Source organism: Desulfomonile tiedjei DSM 6799 (assembly GCF_000266945.1).
Lineage (GTDB): Bacteria > Desulfobacterota > Desulfomonilia > Desulfomonilales > Desulfomonilaceae > Desulfomonile > Desulfomonile tiedjei.
Map to the genome: position 1 here is coordinate 4,737,780 of NC_018025.1, position 18,572 is coordinate 4,756,351.

An 18,572-nucleotide genomic window follows, 5' to 3' on the forward strand; every position below is an offset into this window, starting at 1 on the left:
TTCGAGTCTTGCACCGCAGAAAAACCGGTCCAACCGAGGACCGGAATGCTCGAGGTGAGTTCGGGGAATTTCTCTAAACTGATTACCAAAAATTCTGATGGTTATCTCATGCTCTAACTCAAAATATCAGTGGGGACCGGCGTCCCTGTCGGCCCATTCTATTGATATCATTTATTATATTGAAGATATGCCGGCACGGAGGCCAGCCCCCACCAATACTCTTATCCTCAGTCGGACATTAATTTTGGCAATTATTCTAAAAGGCAGAAATGTACTCCGTCTTTGGCGAGGTTCCCCGATTTTCGAAATGATGTGAATGAGATTCCGATTATACGATTTTGTATTCAAGATGCTAATGCACTGACCTGACTGCGCAGGTCAGTGCTGTCGCCCCAAATGAGACCTATCTCGATCGCAAGTCCGTATTACTATGAAGACGGTTCAGAAATTGACCTTCTCTTTGCCTTTCAAGTGAAGGATTTCTCTGGCCTCATTGGGAGTTGCTATATCACGGTTCAGCATATCGGCCAGTTTAGCGATTTTTTCCACTAATTCAGCGTTGCTCTTAGCCAATACGTTGCGCTTCAAGAAAATATTGTCCTCGAGACCGACCCTCACGTGACCTCCCATCAATATGGCCATGGTGGACAGGTTAATCTCTGCAGCTCCTACGCCGATTACGGACCACGTAAAGTTCTTCTTTCCGAAAAGTACCTCAGCTTTGGTGGTAAGAAATGTCAAGTCTTCAGGCGTGCCTCTGATTGCCCCAAGTACTCCCATAACAAACTGAAGGTGCAGAGGCGGAGACATCAATCCCTCGCTGACAAGATGATCCAGGTTATAGAGGTGGCCGACGTCATAGATTTCCAGTTCGGCTTTTGTGTCATTCTCTCGGGTGACTTTGGCCAGGTACTCAAAATCCTTGAAAGTGTTCTTGAATATGAAATCCTTGCTCATTTCGAGATACTGCTGTTCCCAGGGATACTTGAACTCTTTTATGTGTTTTGCAGAAGTATGCAGAGCAAAATTGATGGAGCCCATATTGAACGAGCACATCTCCGGCTTAAACAGGGGAATTGTCGCGGCTCTTTGTTCTACCGTCATGAGGACCGAACCGCCGGTCGTAATACAGATTACGGCATCACAATTGTGCTTTATTCTCGTGATTATTTCGCGAAAATGCTCCGGATCGGCAGACGGAAAACCGTCTTCGGGCCTTCTTGCATGAATATGGACGATTGAAGCTCCCGCCTGAGAAGCCTCAATTGCTGAATCGGCAATTTGCCTTGGGGTTAAAGGGAGGTAAGGCGATAGTGATGGAATGGTAGCTGCACCTGTTATCGCCGCGGTGATGATTAACTTCTGCATGAGATGCTCCTTTCGGCAGGCCGAACTTAGAAGTCCGAGAGGACCCCGATGGCGGTTTGTTAACCAAACTTTTTCGTCACAATTGACGGTTCATGGCCGGGGATCAGAAATTTCGTATCCCGCAAGAAGGATTTAATGCGATATATCGATTTGAACCATGCATAATGATCGTACACGAGGCTCGAAGCCACAGCCGGTCCCCAATGCCTCGGAGCCGGGGTAATGGGCAGCGGCCGACCGTCCATGAGAATCATCTCGGTCATCTCGGGAAACGCTATGGGTAAGACGTGAATAGTGTCTCCCGCCAGGATATAATCGCCGTCCAGCGTGGTAACGATGAGGCATTGGCTTCCCGCTGTATGCCCAGGAGTGAGAATCAAACGCAGACCCGGCATGAAATCGAGATCGCCAACGAGCTTCATACATTTCAGGCTCTCCAGCACGGGAATGAGGCTCTGATCGAAATCACCCCGGATACGCATGGAGGGGAGCGGATCCAGCAATTCTTTCCACTCGGCCTCCTGAAACACGTGAATCGCGTCCGGGAAAAGATCGCAGTTTCCGGCATGGTCATTGTGGAGGTGACTGTAAATAACGTATTGAATGTCTTTTGGAGACAAACCGATCCCGCCCAGGGAATCGATCACCCATTGTCCGCCACCTTCCGCCGGACTCCCGGCCCATGCCCTGCCGTTCACGATGTACTTTGAATTGATACCTGTATCTAGAAGCACATTGCAGGAACCGTCTGTAAGGTGAAAACCGAGATACGGCACAACCAGCGGCAAACCTGCATCCAGGCCAACGGTGAGCTGGTCTTTTTTTACCTCGATGGTTCCGAAAACCAGCGGTCGAATAACCCAGGTGGACACTTCATTCTCCTTTTCAGGGTCGGTATTTCTTTCAGAGATTTTCTACTTGACGGTCAATTGAACAATGTTCTTCAGTATTCCAAATATTCTTTCATGACCGATTCAGCTCAATTCAAGGAGCAGAGCCGGGTTGAGCAACATCTTCCGAGGTTTCTTCGGGAAGTGTTTTCCGAGGTTTGAAAAATTCGATAATGCCGTTCGGCATAAATACAATAACGACAATAAATAGACAGCCGTAGATAATTCGTGCAAATTCGGCTTTTACAAATGTGGAAAGCCCTTCATTTATGAATGTCAGCGCTGTTGCTCCTACCAGTGGCCCCAGCCACGATGTACCACCGCCGAACAATGCCATGAGAACGATGAGAATAGATATATTTACGTCAAATACAATATCCGGATGAATGTAGGTCAAATAGTAAGCAAAAATTCCACCTGCAACTCCCGGAAAAAAGGCGGAGACAGCGAAAGCCTGAATTTTAAGACGCGGAGCGTTTACCGCCATAGTCTGAGCCACATCTTCGTCTTCCTTGATCGCTCTCAAACCTGCACCGAATTTGGACGACGCAATCCTCATGCTCGCAAGCAGCGTGATGACCGTCAAACCGAGCATTAACTCAAACAGAATCGCCCGGCTCACATGAATAGGCAGTTCCATAGATTTGATCCACAGGCCGTCGGCTCCCCCCAAAAATGAGAAATTCTTGACGGCCAAATGGACGACAAAGGCGAAACAAAGCGTGATAACCGCAAAATACGGCCCCCGCAGTGCCAAACAGGGATAACCTATGATGACAGCTATCAGGGCAGCGATTGCCCCTGAAGGAATTGTGCCGAGCACTGTGCCGATGGGAGAAAGATTCAGGAGATTCGCCATCATCACGGTTGCATACGCACCAATCCCGAAGAAGGCCACATGGCCGAATGAAAGGTAGCCGGCGTAACCGCCGATGATATTCCATGATGTTGCCAGAACGATGTACATGAAGACGGTAAATAAGAAGGAGACAAAATAAACGGGCGGCCCGAGCCATGGGAAAAGAGCCAGGCAGAACAGAACGAAAACTGCTGCAAATACCCAATATCGTTTACTGGGAGAATTGTCCGGCACTGTTCACACCTCACTCGTGAAAAGACCCTGCGGCCTCAATACGAGCACTATCATCAAAAGACCGAATGTAAGGATGTTCACCCATTGATATGGAAGAAACGCCAGGGAAAGTCCTGTGATTATTCCGATCAACAGCCCTGCGGCCGCCGTGCCAAGCACGTTTCCTACTCCCCCGACGATTACCACGAGAAAAAGGTGCACAAGCCACAGGTTGTGTGCATGGGGCTCAAAGGAATACAGGAATGCCATGGCAACTCCGCCGGCACCGGCAGATGCAACGGCAAGTCCGAATGTGATCGTGCTGATCCAATTGAGATTGACTCCGCACAGTTGCGCAGCTTCCGACTGCTGCCACGCGGCTCGAACCGCTTTGCCGGTATAGGTTTTCTTCAAGAAGAAATGAATCGACAAAACGCCGGCCATGGCCATCAAGAATCCTGCCACCCTGGGATACTGAAAATAGAACGGGCCAACTACGAGGACCTTACTCGTGTACCACGTAGTAAGGAGTCGCGGGTCCGGTCCCCAGATCACGAGCATCAGATTTTCCAGGATAATTGCCATGCCAAAAGTGAGTATCATAGAAGACACGATGACTTCCTTGGCCCTGGTGATCGGGTTTATCAGGATCCGATAAAGGAATGCAGCAGCGAAAAAGAGAAAAGGAGTCGTGAATACGAGAGATACAATAGGATCGATTCTCCACGTATTGAGCAGCGTGTACGCAATGAAAGCAGCTATGAGCCCGAACGCTGCATGCGCTATATTGATGACCTTCATCACTCCCCAGGTGAGAGAAAACCCCACCCCAAGGAGAGCATATACTGCTCCCATCATGATCCCACTGAGAAGAGATTGCAGCACCAGTACAGTTTTCATTGCGATCCGAAATCTTCTGTGGCCGTTTGCGTTTAATAGCGAGTGTTATAAACAGTGTCCAATTGCGAAAAGCACTTCTCGGCAATTGGTAGGTGCCGTGCCTCCGTGCCGGCACATTTTTCAAATACCCAAATCAACCGGTTCGGGCCGACTGGGACGTCGACCCCTACCGTCCATTGAAAGCACGATGTGTTCAAGAGGTCCGAAATTATGTCATCTGCTATTCCGGCGATGCGAGTTCTTCGGGCTCAGGTTTCAGCATTTCTCGTATTCGGATGCTCCGGAACAGCCTGACACTAATTTGCATTCAAAATCCCCCATTCCCCCCTTTAATAAAGGGGGGTTAGAGGGGATTTTCTTCCCACTTTGAAAGCAAATTGATATGATGTGCCTGCAATCACTCAAATATCAGACTTCCCGGAGTGTTCCCATCCTTAGTTCCAGGGCGGTTTGGGATATACAGGAGCTTTCGTTCTGAACTTCTCAGGCCAGATTAACTCGACCTGTCCATCGATAATCTGAGTGCAGAAGTTGATCGGCTGGGGCAACCCCTTTTCATCAAAGGTCATGGGGCCGCAGATCGTCTTTACTTCGTTTGCTCGCAACCAATCTCGGATTTTCGTCTGATCCAGGCTCTTCGCTCCCTCGACGGCCTGTCCCAGAGTCTGCATCCAGGCATATCCGAATCCGAAGTACTCGGGATATCCATCGAGTTTGAATTTTTCCTTCACGTACGCATTCAACTTGTCGTTACCCGGATAGCTGAGCTTGTTGTGCAACGAAGTGCCCGAAAAGACATAGTACCCGTCTTTTCCCAACTCTTTCAGCCATGCGGGAACAATGGAGCCTATGCCTTGAACGATTGCTTTCGGATTATAGTCCAGTGCCTTGGCCGCACGAATCATCATGACCCCGTCGGAAAACAGTCCGTTTGCAAAGAAAATGTCGCAGTTCATCTGTTTGGCTTTGAAAATCATTGGAGTCGCGTCCGGCAGAGGCAAATCGTACCTTTCGTCGATGGCTATCTCGATATTCAGTTTCTTGGTCCAACGGTTAATGGAGTCCATGAGAGATCCCCCTATGGGATTGTTCATGGTGTAAACCGCGGCTTTTTTCGGTCTCTTATCCGGTGGCACGGTCTCGAGCCATTGAAAGAAGCCCTCATACCACCATTCACCCATGAGCGGAGGAGCGCCGAAAGAAAACTTGTAGCCCTGTTCGAAGCTTTTCATGTGACCGCCCATGGACACGTACACGTACTGGTGCTTTTCAGCTACCGGCATAACTGCGCGAGCAGCGGTGCCGGGGTATCCACCGAAGAGCAGGTCCACTTTGTCGACAGTGATCGCCTTTTCTGCAAAGGTAACTGCTTTCTGAGCATTCGATTCATCGTCGTAAATCTTGAATTCCACAGGCCGACCCAAAAGCCCGCCTTTTGCATTTGTCTCGTCTGCCCAAAATTTCATGCCGCGTTCGATCCAGACTCCAGTTTCGGCAGCTTGTCCCGTAAGCGGGAGCGATCCTCCGATCACGATCGGTTTCTCGGCTGCAAAAACGAAGCACGGTAGCGCAACCAGGCATGCGACCAATGTCCATAGAGAATAGATTCTCGAGAGGTTCAATGTCATTTGAAAACAGTCCTCCTTTCGGTGGGTTGATTCAACTGAAATCGTCCTAGATCCCCAGATATGACGACTTTACTCTTGGATCTTCCACAAGCGCAGCAGCAGGGCCCGCCAGGGTGATTTTGCCGCTTTCCAACAGATATGCGTATTTCGAGATGGACAGTGTATACAGCACTTCCTGAGACACCAGCAGGACCGTCAGACCGTCCCTGTTCAAGTCCGAGACGATACGAAATATTTCCGAAGCGACTATCGGAGCCAGCCCCAGAGAGGGCTCGTCCAGCATGAGCAAACGAGGACAACTCATGAGGCTGCGGCCCAATGCAAGCATCTGCTGTTCGCCTCCGGACAGCAAGCCTGAAGCCTGATTCCTACGTTCCGCAAGACGAGGAAAAAGATCGAAAACTCTACGGATGGTCTGTACGGATTTCGCTCTGGCCTCAGGAAGATACGCTCCCATTTCGAGATTCTCCTGGACCGTCATTTTGGGAAACAGTTTGCGACCCTCGGGAACCTGCACGATTCCAAGACGGCAAATGGCATCGGGCATGAGATTGGTGATGTCGCGCCCTTCCCAGGTTATGGTTCCGCTGCTACGAGGAACAAGTCCGGAAACTGCATTCAAGAGCGTCGTTTTCCCTGAACCGTTGGAGCCGATAAGTGCTGTGAGATCACTCTTTTCCACCTTCAGCGATACGCCTCTCAAAGCTCTCAAGTGCTGGTAGTTGACTTCGAGAGCGTTAATTCCCAGCATAATCGGCTCCCAGGTAAGCTCGGATCACCTCCGGATGGTTCGCCACTTCCTCCGGTTTCCCGTCGGCAATCTTTACCCCGTGATGAAGCGCCATTATGCGCGAACAGGATTCCATGATGGCCTTCATCACATGTTCGATCATGAAAATCGTGACCCTGTATTCATCCCTGATCCGGAAAGTCAGTTCGATTGCCCCCAGAATTTCCTTACGATTCAGGCCTGCAAAGACTTCGTCCAGGAGTATGATTTCTGGTCTGGAGCCAAGTGCCCGTGCCACCTCGAGCCGTTTTCTGTCCTCCAGGACCAACTGTCCCGGAAGGCTGTAAGCTTTTGCTGCCAACCCCGTAAATCGGAGAATTTCGTACGCTTTATCTTTGGCTTCCGTGGACTCGGAAATTCCCATGCGGCCGTAGAGCACCGCAATAGCAACATTCTCTACGAGAGTGAGATCCATGAGCGGCCGGACGATCTGAAAAGTCCGCCCTATCCCCATGGCTGCGATGCGGTGAGGTGGTTTCCCGCTGATACGCTCACCCAGGAGACTCACCTCACCTCCATCAGGTTTGTAGAAACCGGAAATCACATTGAAGAGAGTAGTCTTGCCTGACCCGTTAGGTCCAATAAGGCCGACAATTTCTCCCCTGTTCACCTCGAAATCAACGTCGGAGAGAGCGACAAGTCCGCCAAACCTTTTGGTTATCCCTGATCCTTTAAGCATGGAACAGCCTTTCGCCGCGGCGGACAAAAATGTCCCGTTGCGCACGGGACTGTGTGCTCCCACCGATCACAGTGTGTGACTCGAAGCATTGAATTGAGAAAAAGACTTTCAGTCCTCTTCTACTATGGCAACCGGCCGCACCCAGCCTGCGCTGGCACCCTTGATCTTCACAGGGAAACAGCACACAGTAAAGCCGTGTGACCTGCCGATTGCCGAGAGGTTGGCCATCTTTTCCATATGGCAGTAGCCGATTTCTATACCTGCAAAATGCGCTTCCCAAATTACTTTGGGATCGCCGGTCTCCTGAAAATCTTTCGCGAGGAATGGCAGGGGTCGGTCCCAACTCCAAGCGTCGATACCGACAACTCGGATCCCCTTTTCCGTCAGAAAGAGAGTGCTTTCTCTGTCCATACCCGGCCCTTTTACCAGGTATTCCGGAGTTCCCCACGCTGAATCCGCTCCTGTCTGAATCAGCACAATATCCAACGGCTTGAGCTCATATCCGATTTCATCAAGCGATTTCTCCACGTCAGCCGCGGTAATACGATCTCCGTCGGATTTGTGCCGAAAATCCAGAACAACACCATCGGCAAAACACCATTCCAGAGGAATTTCATCTACGCACAGAGCCTTTTTGCCTCCGTCCATAGTAGGGTGATAATGGTACGGCGCATCCAAATGTGTACCACTGTGTGTGGTAAGCGTAAGGAACTCTACCGCCCAGCCGAGCCCCCCGGGTAACTGATCCGTCGTTACACCGGGGAAAAACATCTTCATCTGCTCGGCCCCGCCTGCATGGTCCAAGTAATCGATTTTCGGGATCATCATAGGCGGGTCGCTCGGAAGTCCTGCTTCTATAGCAATACTCAGATCGACCAAGCGCTTGCGACCCATAGTTGTTACCTGCCTACTTTAACAAGCTTCGGTTTCTTCAATGGTTCGGAAATAGTCTTTCTTACAAGTTTCTTCCTGGCTACCGGAATAGGTTTCTCCTCTTCCTTCTCTTGCGCTTCCGCGCGTATTCCTTCCAGGAAGATTTTTGCGCAATCGTGACTAAGTTCCTCTACGGTCACGAACTCCATCTGCTTCATTACATTTTTGTAAATCGCGAGATTGGATATCATGGCTTGATAGCAGAAGATTACCGTTCTGGGATCGAGATCCTTGAAGGCGCCCTCTGTAATGCGCTGGCCTACATATTCCGACAAGCGACTGATCATGAGGGTGTCTTTTTTGTGGAAATGAACTCTATGGAACCGGTCTTCCTTCAGCCGTGCATACATGAGTATCTTAAAGATCTCTCGATCTTCTCTGTTTACCGTGTGTCCCAGAATGTGACGGGCAAACGCCTCGAAAACTGCAAAATCGTCCTTACGCTGGATCGGTTCTGCAAGATCTTTGTCCATGGGGTGGCCTTTATAGGCCGCCTCGGCTATGGTTTCGTAAATGTTCTGTTTTGACCCGAATAGCTGAATTATTCTCGGCCTGCTGACTCCCACTTTCTCTGCTATATCGTCGAGGGTGGCTTCCGCATATCCCTTTTTGGCAAAGAGTGTGCGTGCAGCCGAGAGAATCTGCGCCTTCCGGTCATCAGAAGACAGCTTCTGTTGCATTTTTGGTTTTTTCATGATGTGAATCCGAATTTACACCCGCCAGGTGGCCAATACATCCCCCTTTGCGGGAGAATAAAATATATAGAGCGACTGCTGGATATGAGATCGCTTTGTGACATCTATAAATTACGTTATCTCGGTTGTCAAGCTTTTTGTCTTACTGACGGGTAAGTCATCCGTTTTCTTACTCTAATAAGAACTCCGACCACGTTTCCCCCTCTCGTATGTACGCTAAATAAGGCTGATTATGAGCCACGATTATCCGTGCGCACTCAACTCTTGTGTCGCAACTTGTTACGAAATATGCAGCGTCAGTAAGCATATAATCGCCATCCACCCGTTTTTCTCCGCGCCCGACGATTGACTATTTTACTGTTCGTGATATGTGTAATGGTTTGTTGAACTGCATGTCAGTACGGCCGAATCGGCCGGATTTTTACTCAGGAAGGACGGCGACCGGATTCGTCACCGTCGGAGGCGTCCAATGGATTACAAAAACACCTTGAATCTGCCCCAAACAGCCTTCCCTATGAAAGCAAACCTGCCCAAGCGAGAGCCGGATCTTCTCAAGAAATGGGAAGAAGAAGAGATCTATTCGAAAATACTTGAAACAAGCAAGGGCAGGAAAAAATACATTTTGCACGACGGCCCCCCGTATGCCAACGGCCATATTCACCTGGGAACCGCGCTGAACAAAATTTTGAAAGATATGATCGTCAAATCCAGATTTATGGCGGGGTTTGACTCCGACTATGTTCCGGGCTGGGACTGTCATGGCTTACCCATCGAGCATCAAGTGGATAAGGAACTCGGCGCAGAAAAGGCCAAGATGAATTATGTCGAGATTCGCCGCCGCTGCAGAGGTTATGCTGAAAAATTCATCGATATTCAGCGGGAGGAATTCAAACGACTCGGCGTATTCGGCGAATGGCAGGACCCGTATCTGACGATGAAATACAAGTATCAGGCTACCATCGTCCGGGAACTGGGTAAATTCTTCGCAAATGGGTCAGTCTATCGCGGTAAGAAACCGGTGTACTGGTGTGCTTCGTGTGTTACTGCGCTTGCGGAAGCTGAAGTGGAATATATGGACGATTCAAGCCCGTCCATTTACGTGCGATTCGCTGCAATCGACGATTTCTCCCAAAGAATACCCGAAGTCAAGGACAAGAAAGTCTTCGTGGTAATCTGGACCACGACTCCATGGACCATTCCTGCGAATCTGGCAATAGCAGTGCACCCGGATGAATCGTATGCAGCCGTCCAAGTAGGTGAGGAAGTTTACATTCTCGCTGAAAGACTTGTCCCGATAAATATGGATGCTTTCGGCATATCCGATTATCGGATTATTGCACGGTTTCAAGGCAAGATCCTGGAAGGGCTCAAAGCGCGGCATCCTCTGTACGACCGCGAATCGCAACTCATCCTCGCGCCTTTTGTAACACTCGACGCGGGCACCGGTTGCGTTCATGTGGCTCCCGGCCATGGGCAAGAGGACTATGAAGTGGGCCGCAAGTACGGCATTGAAGTGTACGCGCCTGTTGACGATCGAGGAATCTTCACCGATGATGTTGAGTTCTTTGCCGGAAAATTCGTTTTTGCCGCGAACAAGGATGTCATCGCCAAATTGAAAGAGGTTGGTGCACTCATGGCATCCGAAACCATGAGCCATAGCTATCCTCATTGTTGGCGATGCAAAAAACCCGTTATCTATCGGGCAACGTTCCAATGGTTCATCTCCATGGAGAACACCGGTCTCAGGAACAAAGCTCTGAAAGAGATCGATACAGTCGGATGGATTCCCAAGTGGGGCCGCGACAGAATCTACGGTATGATTCAGCACAGACCGGACTGGTGCATTTCGCGTCAGCGAGCATGGGGAGTTCCGATCACCGCGCTCAGATGCGCGGATTGCGATGACATTGTAGCGCCCCCTGAATTGTTTGAAAAAGTTGCTCAATTGTTTGAAGAGCAAGGAGCTGACGTTTGGTTCGAGCGCGATGTCACGGATCTTGCGCCTCCGGGAACCACATGCCCGTCGTGCGGAAGCTCCTCACTGATCAAGGAAACCGACATCCTGGATGTGTGGTTCGATTCCGGGGTTAGCTGGGCCGCTGTGTGCGAGCAACGTCCCAATCTGGATTATCCTGCACAGCTTTACCTGGAAGGGAGCGATCAGCATCGAGGATGGTTCCACAGCGCATTGCTGACTTCCGTGGGTACGCGCGGAAGAGCGCCCTATGACGCGGTCCTTACACACGGATTCGTGGTTGACGGTCAGGGTAAGAAGATGTCCAAGTCACTCGGAAACGTAATCCAGCCCGGAGAAATCATTGACAAGTACGGTGCGGACATTTTGAGGCTTTGGGTCTCTGCAGAAGATTACCGAGACGATATCAGGATTTCAAAAGAGATTCTTGAACGGCTTTCCGAAGCGTACCGGCGCATTCGGAATACCTGCAGGTTTCTCCTGGGAAATCTTGCCGATTTCGATCCACAGCAGCACATGATGCCGGTTGCAGACATGAAGCAACTTGACAGGTACGCTTTGCACCGACTCAATGCAGTGATCGCAAGGATTCGGAATGCGTATGAAAATTTCGAGTTTCATGTGGTATTTCACACGCTGTACAACTATTGCACGGTTGACCTGTCCTCCTTGTATTTGGATATTCTGAAGGACCGCCTCTATGTGGAGAGAACCGACGGTACGCTTCGAAGATCTGCTCAAAGTGCACTGTACCGAATCCTGGATGCCCTTGTAAGGCTTATGGCGCCCATCATTACGTTTACTGCCGAGGAAGTGTGGTCAGCCTTCAAAGGAGACCACGCGAGCAGCATCCATTTGACGGAATTTCCCGAGACGATTGGTGGAGTGGATCTTACAGCGGAAGAGAAGAATCGCTGGGATGCGATGTTCTCACTGAGGCAGGATGTTGCAAAATCTCTCGAGGAGGCGAGAGCTTCCAAGATGATCGGATCGTCACTGGAAGCGAAGGTCCTGATCGAGGTCCATCCTGCTCTGGTTACAGCGATCAGGGAAACGGAAGATCCGGCAGGATTCTTCATTGTCTCGCAGATCGAGGTACGGGAAAACGGCTCAGATCCTGCGGAAGGCGAGGAGATACCTGCCCCGAAAATCACCGTTACCCGGGCGGAAGGCGGAAAGTGCCCCCGATGCTGGACGTGGAACCCGGGAGTCGGCGCGGACGAGATATACACGGAAGTGTGTCCCCGATGTGCGGGAGTCCTCCGTGAGTCAGGCGTTTCGCCGGATTGAGCTTACTTGAAAACATGAAGGTGTCCAACCGAAGAAATATTTCAATGGCATTTGGCATAGCTCTTCTCATCGTGGTTGCGGATCAGTTCACCAAATATCTTGTAACCGCTTGGATTCCTTTACATACTGTATCCGAAGTAATCCCGGGATTCGTGAACCTCGTGCATGTCAGGAATCCCGGGGCAGCATTCGGGATATTCTCCGACTCTCAGTCTATGCTGACGCGTTGGTTCTTCGTATGTATTTCCATTGCAGCCGTAATGATCATTGGATGGCTGATACTCACGGGTGAAGATACGGATACATACTTGCTCGTGGGTTACGCGTTATTCGTTGGAGGCGCGCTGGGAAATCTTATCGATCGGATCAGATTCGGGGCAGTAGTAGATTTCTTGGAATTGTATGTAAATAGCTTTCACTGGCCCGCGTTCAATGTGGCCGATTCCGCATTGTGCGTGGGCACCGCGCTGTTCTTCATTCATGTGCTTACCGCGAAAAAACGAAACGGAGCCGAAGCCTGACGGTCCGCTGGAGAAAACACGGACATTCAGAGCTACGAACGCGAAATCACGACCAGAACAATTGCCAAGAGTTCTGACGTTTATTCCACGCTCCAATACAAGATATTAGTGGGGACCGGCGTCCCTGCCGGTCCATTCTGTCGATATCATTGGTCATATTGAAGATGTGCCGGCACGGAGGCTGGCACCCACCAATACTTCTACTCTCAATCGGACATTAATTTTGGTAATTGTTATAAAAACTTGCTCTGCTTTCTCTATTTCGTTCAGAAGTCTACCACTTTGCCGTCATAGGCCATCTCATGGCTGATCGTAGAACCTCTTGCGAGCATGTCATTGTTCATATGTGTTAGAATCAGCCGCCTGGGATGTATCTCCGTGAGGTGTTTTTCCAGCGTGCTAAGATTCAGATGATACCTGATCGCCTTCTCATAGAAATAAGCCTCACAAACAAAAAGATCGGCTCCACGAGCTGCTTCCGCCAGCTCGTCGCACCAGTCTGCATCGCCGGAATACGTTAGAATGCGTCCCTCCGTCTCCACGCGAAGTGCGAAAGACAGCGACGCTGCAACGTGTTCGGTACTGACCACGTACGGAGTAACTGCCAAGTCGTTTACAACGGTCTGCACCCGAGGCTCCAATTCCAGAATTCGTATTTCGAATTTCTGCGGAATTTTGGAAGATCGGGGAAAGAACAGATCCATTGCTTGTGGCAACAGGCTGCGCAATCCCGGTGGTCCGGCGATCGTCAACGGAGTACTACGTTTCGAGAATTGTGCGTCGAGGATGAAATATGGCAGTCCTCCAAAGTGATCGACGTGATAATGCGTGATGAGGATTGTCTCAATGGAATCCGGCGAAACGCCGAATTGCTTCATGGCAATGAGGGACGATGCTCCGCAGTCCAGAAGAAATCGAGTGGTTGCGCTTTCCACCAGCATGCATGTGTTGAACCGCCCTCCACTTCCGAATGCGTCTCCGCTACCGAGAAATTGTAGCCGCATGGCTCAGTCTCCTTGTGCACCGCGTCGTGGAGCAAATGTTGGGGCCTTCCGGTAGAGAGGGTTCCGTATACGTTTCTCAGGGACACTTCGCGAAGATAGACCTGGAGGCAGACAAACAGCAAGAGAATTGTTGTCCGCTATTTTTCTGATCTCGCCTGCTTCGGGTACGATTCCGCCGACCTATTTCGAGAATAATCCGCAGCCCCATTCGGATCGGATGATCTCTTGTTCGAGTCTGATATCGCCATGAGCCAGTATGTTTTTTACTTGATCCCACTGGTCCAGAGGAACGCCGGAGACGATCAAGTATCGTCGAAACAGGCTCGCGAGCAGATCCTTGTTGGCCATGAGCGTCATGGGATCGAGATTGGCCGTTACGATATCTGCAGACTCCCGGGTTTCCCGAAGTGACGCGCACGCCAATTTTACCGAATCTCCGACATTATTCAGCTCAAGATTCTTGCGAGCGGATTCCACAGCAACCGGATCGTTGTCTACAGCTCGAACATCGGATGCTCCCAGTTTCACGCCCGCAATGGCAAGAATTCCGGATCCGCATCCCATGTCCAGCATCGTGAAACTCTCATGGGTTTTCCTTAATTGAGTTACAGCTTCTTCGAGAAGTTCGAGACATCCCCGGGTTGTTTCGTGGGTCCCGGTTCCGAATGCCTCCGCTGGTTCAATGATTATCAGATGTCTCTCGGTGGAGTCGGGAACCAGCCAGGGCGGAGCTATCAACAACGTCTCTCCGATATTCATCAGTTGAAAATTGTCTTGCCAAAGAGTTGCCCAGTTCTCGTGCTCAATGATGGAGACTTCCAGCCGAGGTTCCGGAGCGCCCGGGAAAAGCTCGCGTAACGATACAACGTACCTGAGGAGATCCGCGTGGACGGCTTCCCAATTTTCGGTGGGAAAATATGCGGTTATCACTGCCTGTTCTTCCGAGGTATCTTCCAGCACAAGTCCTTCGGACCCGTGTTCGTGGCAGAAATTGGCGACTGCATCTGCCAGGTCACGAACCACAAAGATACGTGCATTCATCCATTTCAGATTGGCTGTATTCATCCGAATTATCCTGCGTATAAATCTTCAGAGGAATTATATACCAAGTGACGACAGGAGTACGGTCGAGGCCGTGTGCACGAGGAAAAAAGCGCGGCATGTGGGGATTAAAGAATGCTACCGCATGGAGAGGAAGGGATGCGGGGAGACCTGCACTCCCCGCGACTTGCCTGCATGATCAAACACTACCTGAGACATAGCTACCCGGCACGGTGCCGGTTCTCTAATCGGTGGATTTCATACACTGTTTGGCTTCTTCTGAAGCTTGTCGGTAAAGCTCTCGAAATTTGTTCTCCAGTGCCCTATTTTCGTCGTATTGAGTGAAGAGTTGATCTATTGCGGCAATTGTGGCCTCATTCTTGGGCTGCCGCGCCATGGCTTCAATCTGCTGCATGAGCACTTTGGCGATACGATTATGCTGCGTTGAACGAGCTTCATACGCACGCGCCTGATTCAAGAGCTCCTGGCATACGACGAGAAACTGCGTACGCTCTGTGCCGGCGTACCCATTTGAAGCGCATATTCCCAGAATCAAGAGAACGATGATTATTGAAGCTGCCCTGAGGTTCATCTGTGACCCTCTCGATTTTTCTTGCCCATATAGCACATTAAGATATTTTTTAAAATATTTTTTTAGTATTTATGGATAACCATCAATTATTTTTAGCTTAAGCATCAAGGTGAGTCAAAAAAACGCGCGCCGCTTGCGCATTGCTCACAGGCTGATTTTATGCAACAATCATAACTGTCTCTTTATAATGGCGAAAAATGTGCATATGAAATTCCCGCGGTGCCGTGGTTTCCGACGCACTAAACGGATATTGAAGACACGCTTGGTCCTGCCCTGTCCTCTCTGGACCCAAAGCCCTTCTGCTCCAAGTTCATGAGCTCAAGAGAAGGGACCTTTGATAAGGCTTTGCGGCTGTTCTCATTCGCCTTATATTGGACCGCGAATTTTCCGTGACATGCTTTGTACCAATGGGCTATCAAAGAGGTCACAATGCTGAAGCCGGCTCCGGTGGGTCTCCGAAGCGAAGTCAGGCTGTGCCGTCCGTAGCGGAGGAAATGTCATAAGCATAATCCGCCAGGATCCGAAGAATCGACAAAAGGCCATTGAGGAGGAAACTCGTGGAAGATCCCTTCAGAACCATTGAATGGAAGGGCGATCATATCAGGCTTTTGGATCAGACGTTGCTCCCTTCAAGGGAGGAATACATCGCCATACGAACTGTCGACGAAATGTGCGACGCCATTTACCGCTTGGCTGTCAGGGGAGCTCCAGCTATCGGTGTGGCTGCCTGCATGGGTGTCGCACTCGGGATGTTGACTGCACCTGAAGATAATCGCGAGGAATTCGACACGCGTTTCAAAGCCATTTGTGCTCAAATCAGCGCGACTAGACCGACCGCAGTGAATCTCTTCTGGGCAGTCGAGCGGATGGAAAAGCTGTTTCAGGCTGCATCCGGGATGGCTCCGGCGCAAATCAAGGAACTCCTGGTGGCGGAAGCAATCGCAGCAGAGCGGGAAGACCGGACCATTTGTGAGAATATCGGTCTTATGGGTCGAGACCTCATCGATGATGGCGACACCATACTCACACACTGCAATGCAGGGGGGTTGGCTACGGCAGGATATGGGACCGCTTTGGGGGTCATTCGTGCCGCTTTTGAACAGGGCAAGAAAATAAAGGTATTTTCGGACGAAACCAGGCCCTTGAACCAGGGCTCCAGGATTACGTGCTGGGAGCTGCAGAAGCTTGCCATTCCCGTAACGCTCATCACGGATAGCACGGCTGGATCGCTGATGCAGAGAGGCCTTATTCAGAAGGTAATTGTCGGAGCGGACCGGATTGCATTCAACGGTGACGCAGCGAACAAAATCGGTACTTATTCCGTGGCGGTTCTTGCTCACTATCACAAGATCCCTTTTTATGTGGCCGCTCCTCTTTCCACAATAGACAAGAAGATCGATTCGGGAACCCAAATTCGTATTGAAGAGAGAGACCCGTGCGAGGTCACTCACATCGGTGGAATCTGTGTAGCCCCGTCAGATGTACGAGCGCTCAATTACGCGTTCGACGTGACTCCTCACGAGCTCATAGCAGGAATAATCACGGAATGCGGGGTGGCCCGAGATCCGTTTGTCAAAGATTTTGAGAGTTTCTTCTCTCGATAAAGGCGATGGAGCAAATCGATGAAGCTGGTATTTCGAGATCCGGTTTCCGGCCGATTACTGGACAACATAGAAATTGTTGAAGCAGATACCGGAAAGAAAATGGGCAGGTTGGACGCCGCTCATGCGATAGAGGCTCAGCGAAGCAAGAACTACACTATGGACACGGATTTGTACGAACTCACCATGGCTGCCGGATACAAAGTCATGAAAAGGTCAAATCAGCGTGCCTGCTTCGATCTGTATTATCGGCAAAACCCCGATGATGGCGCTTTCTGCATTTTTGCCGGTCTTGAGAGCGTCATTCGTTACATCAACAATCTCGCTTTTTATCCTGATGATATCGAATATTTGAGATCGCTCGGGTTATTTCCGGACGAGGCGCTGGAGTACTTGTCCAACGGTCTGCAATTCACGGGCGATGTCTGGGCAGTTCCCGAAGGATCCGTGGTGTTCCCGAACGAGCCACTGATAAGAGTCGTAGCGCCCATAGCTGAAGCACAGGTGTTGGAGACCACGTTGCTTGCTCTTGTGGGCCATCAGACGCTCATTGCCACCAAAGCGGCCAGGCTCTGCATAGCAAGTCGCGGAGCCCCCGTGGTTGATTTCGGGACACGCAGGGCTCACGGTGTTCATGCCGCATTATATGGCGCAAGGGCGGCGTACATAGGTGGGGTGGTAGGCACCTCGAATGTGAAAGCGGGTAAAATGTTCGGGATTCCCGTGAGGGGAACTCATGCCCATAGCTGGGTAGAGAGTTTCGATACGGAAATAGAAGCTTTCGAGGCTTTCGCCAAGGTGTTTCCGGACAATAGTGTGCTGCTGGTCGATACGTACGACACGCTTCAAGGAATCGCAAATGCCATAGAAGTAGCAGAGCGCATGCGATCTGAAGGCCGTGAGCTCAAAGCAATTCGAATCGACAGCGGCGATCTCGCATACTATTCCAAAGAAGCGCGCGGTATGCTGGACCAGGCCGGATTCCAGGGTGTACAAATACTTGCCAGCGGGGATCTGGATGAATGGCTCATAGAAAGCCTGAGAGATCAAGGTGCGCGTGTGGATGTCTGGTGCGTGGGAACACGGCTTATAACCTCGTACCATACGCCTGCCCTGGGGGTTGTGTACAAGCTCATGGCCGCAGATTCGGCCGGCGGACCGATGCAGCCGAAAATAAAGATCTCTCAGAATCCGAGGAAGGTCACGAATCCCGGATTGAAGAAAATTATCCGTTTCTACAACGGGAACGATCGGATGATTGGGGATTTGCTCACGTCGGATGACGAACCGATACCGAATGGCGAGTACGTACGGGCTCACCACCCCATGTACGATTATATGAAAAAAGTATACAAGCCGCCGTACAAGGCCCAGGAGTTGATGATCCCGGTTTTCAGAGAAGGAAAGCAGGTCTACGATCCGCCGAGTCTCGAAGAAATCCGGAAGCGTGCCGCAAAAGACATAGAGCGACTCGAGCCCGAGTACAAGAGATTTTCCAATCCCCACATTTATAAGGTCTCTCTGTCCGATTCGATCTATCGCATGAAGAAGGAGTTGCTCAACTATTATCAGGAGACGTTGCAATAGTGAGGT

16 protein-coding genes are annotated in these 18,572 nt (G+C 50.5%); 4 read left to right on the forward strand and 12 right to left on the reverse strand.

The window, feature by feature from the left end; translation table 11 throughout:
• Positions 1 to 441: 441 nt before the first annotated feature.
• The 9 genes from DESTI_RS20220 to DESTI_RS20260 all read right to left on the reverse strand — a co-directional run bounded on the left by DESTI_RS20220 (position 442) and on the right by DESTI_RS20260 (position 8,955).
• Positions 442 to 1,368: a beta-keto acid cleavage family enzyme gene (locus DESTI_RS20220; RefSeq protein WP_014811837.1), complete on the reverse strand. Its 927-nt coding sequence runs from the start codon at positions 1,366 to 1,368 to the stop codon at positions 442 to 444.
• A gap of 59 nt (positions 1,369 to 1,427) precedes the next feature.
• Positions 1,428 to 2,240 (reverse strand): N-acyl homoserine lactonase family protein, encoded by an 813-nt coding sequence (locus DESTI_RS20225; protein ID WP_014811838.1) that lies wholly within the window; start codon positions 2,238 to 2,240, stop codon positions 1,428 to 1,430.
• A gap of 112 nt (positions 2,241 to 2,352) precedes the next feature.
• Positions 2,353 to 3,351 carry a branched-chain amino acid ABC transporter permease gene (locus tag DESTI_RS20230; protein ID WP_014811839.1) on the reverse strand — a complete coding sequence of 333 codons (999 nt, stop codon included), beginning with the start codon at positions 3,349 to 3,351 and terminating at the stop codon, positions 2,353 to 2,355.
• Between the two features lie 3 nt (positions 3,352 to 3,354).
• Positions 3,355 to 4,230: a branched-chain amino acid ABC transporter permease gene (locus tag DESTI_RS20235; protein WP_014811840.1), complete on the reverse strand. Its 876-nt coding sequence runs from the start codon at positions 4,228 to 4,230 to the stop codon at positions 3,355 to 3,357.
• Between the two features lie 434 nt (positions 4,231 to 4,664).
• Complete coding sequence (locus DESTI_RS20240) at positions 4,665 to 5,858, reverse strand: amino acid ABC transporter substrate-binding protein (RefSeq protein WP_014811841.1); 1,194 nt, start codon at positions 5,856 to 5,858, stop codon at positions 4,665 to 4,667.
• Between the two features lie 46 nt (positions 5,859 to 5,904).
• Positions 5,905 to 6,609, reverse strand: a complete 705-nt coding sequence (locus DESTI_RS20245; protein ID WP_014811842.1) for an ABC transporter ATP-binding protein — start codon at positions 6,607 to 6,609, stop codon at positions 5,905 to 5,907.
• Positions 6,596 to 7,327 (reverse strand): ABC transporter ATP-binding protein, encoded by a 732-nt coding sequence (locus tag DESTI_RS20250; RefSeq protein ID WP_014811843.1) that lies wholly within the window; start codon positions 7,325 to 7,327, stop codon positions 6,596 to 6,598. The genes DESTI_RS20245 and DESTI_RS20250 overlap by 14 nt, the downstream gene beginning before the upstream one ends.
• 108 nt (positions 7,328 to 7,435) lie before the next feature.
• Positions 7,436 to 8,221 carry a cyclase family protein gene (locus DESTI_RS20255; protein ID WP_014811844.1) on the reverse strand — a complete coding sequence of 262 codons (786 nt, stop codon included), beginning with the start codon at positions 8,219 to 8,221 and terminating at the stop codon, positions 7,436 to 7,438.
• A 5-nt stretch (positions 8,222 to 8,226) separates the two neighbouring features.
• Positions 8,227 to 8,955, reverse strand: coding sequence for a TetR/AcrR family transcriptional regulator (locus DESTI_RS20260; protein ID WP_014811845.1), 729 nt, complete (start codon positions 8,953 to 8,955; stop codon positions 8,227 to 8,229).
• Between the two features lie 469 nt (positions 8,956 to 9,424).
• Between DESTI_RS20260 and ileS the strand changes: the two genes are divergently transcribed.
• Together ileS and lspA are read left to right on the forward strand one after the other, a co-directional pair.
• Positions 9,425 to 12,220 (forward strand): isoleucine--tRNA ligase, encoded by a 2,796-nt coding sequence (ileS, locus tag DESTI_RS20265; protein WP_014811846.1) that lies wholly within the window; start codon positions 9,425 to 9,427, stop codon positions 12,218 to 12,220.
• Between the two features lie 14 nt (positions 12,221 to 12,234).
• Complete coding sequence (lspA, locus tag DESTI_RS20270) at positions 12,235 to 12,741, forward strand: signal peptidase II (protein ID WP_014811847.1); 507 nt, start codon at positions 12,235 to 12,237, stop codon at positions 12,739 to 12,741.
• Positions 12,742 to 13,007: 266 nt separating this feature from the next.
• Here the strand turns inward: lspA and DESTI_RS20275 are convergent, their stop codons facing one another.
• From DESTI_RS20275 to DESTI_RS20285, 3 genes are all read right to left on the reverse strand, one after another.
• Complete coding sequence (locus DESTI_RS20275) at positions 13,008 to 13,745, reverse strand: MBL fold metallo-hydrolase (protein WP_014811848.1); 738 nt, start codon at positions 13,743 to 13,745, stop codon at positions 13,008 to 13,010.
• 180 nt (positions 13,746 to 13,925) lie between these two features.
• A complete protein-coding gene (locus DESTI_RS20280; RefSeq protein WP_014811849.1) occupies positions 13,926 to 14,810 on the reverse strand; it encodes a 50S ribosomal protein L11 methyltransferase in 885 nt (294 codons plus the stop codon).
• 220 nt (positions 14,811 to 15,030) lie between these two features.
• On the reverse strand, positions 15,031 to 15,378 hold the full coding sequence (locus DESTI_RS20285) for a hypothetical protein (RefSeq protein WP_014811850.1): 348 nt from the start codon (positions 15,376 to 15,378) through the stop codon (positions 15,031 to 15,033).
• 557 nt (positions 15,379 to 15,935) lie between these two features.
• Between DESTI_RS20285 and mtnA the strand changes: the two genes are divergently transcribed.
• Both mtnA and DESTI_RS20295 read left to right on the forward strand, forming a co-directional pair.
• Complete coding sequence (gene mtnA / locus DESTI_RS20290) at positions 15,936 to 16,982, forward strand: S-methyl-5-thioribose-1-phosphate isomerase (RefSeq protein ID WP_014811851.1); 1,047 nt, start codon at positions 15,936 to 15,938, stop codon at positions 16,980 to 16,982.
• A gap of 18 nt (positions 16,983 to 17,000) precedes the next feature.
• Positions 17,001 to 18,566: a nicotinate phosphoribosyltransferase gene (locus DESTI_RS20295; RefSeq protein WP_014811852.1), complete on the forward strand. Its 1,566-nt coding sequence runs from the start codon at positions 17,001 to 17,003 to the stop codon at positions 18,564 to 18,566.
• Positions 18,567 to 18,572 lie beyond the last annotated feature (6 nt).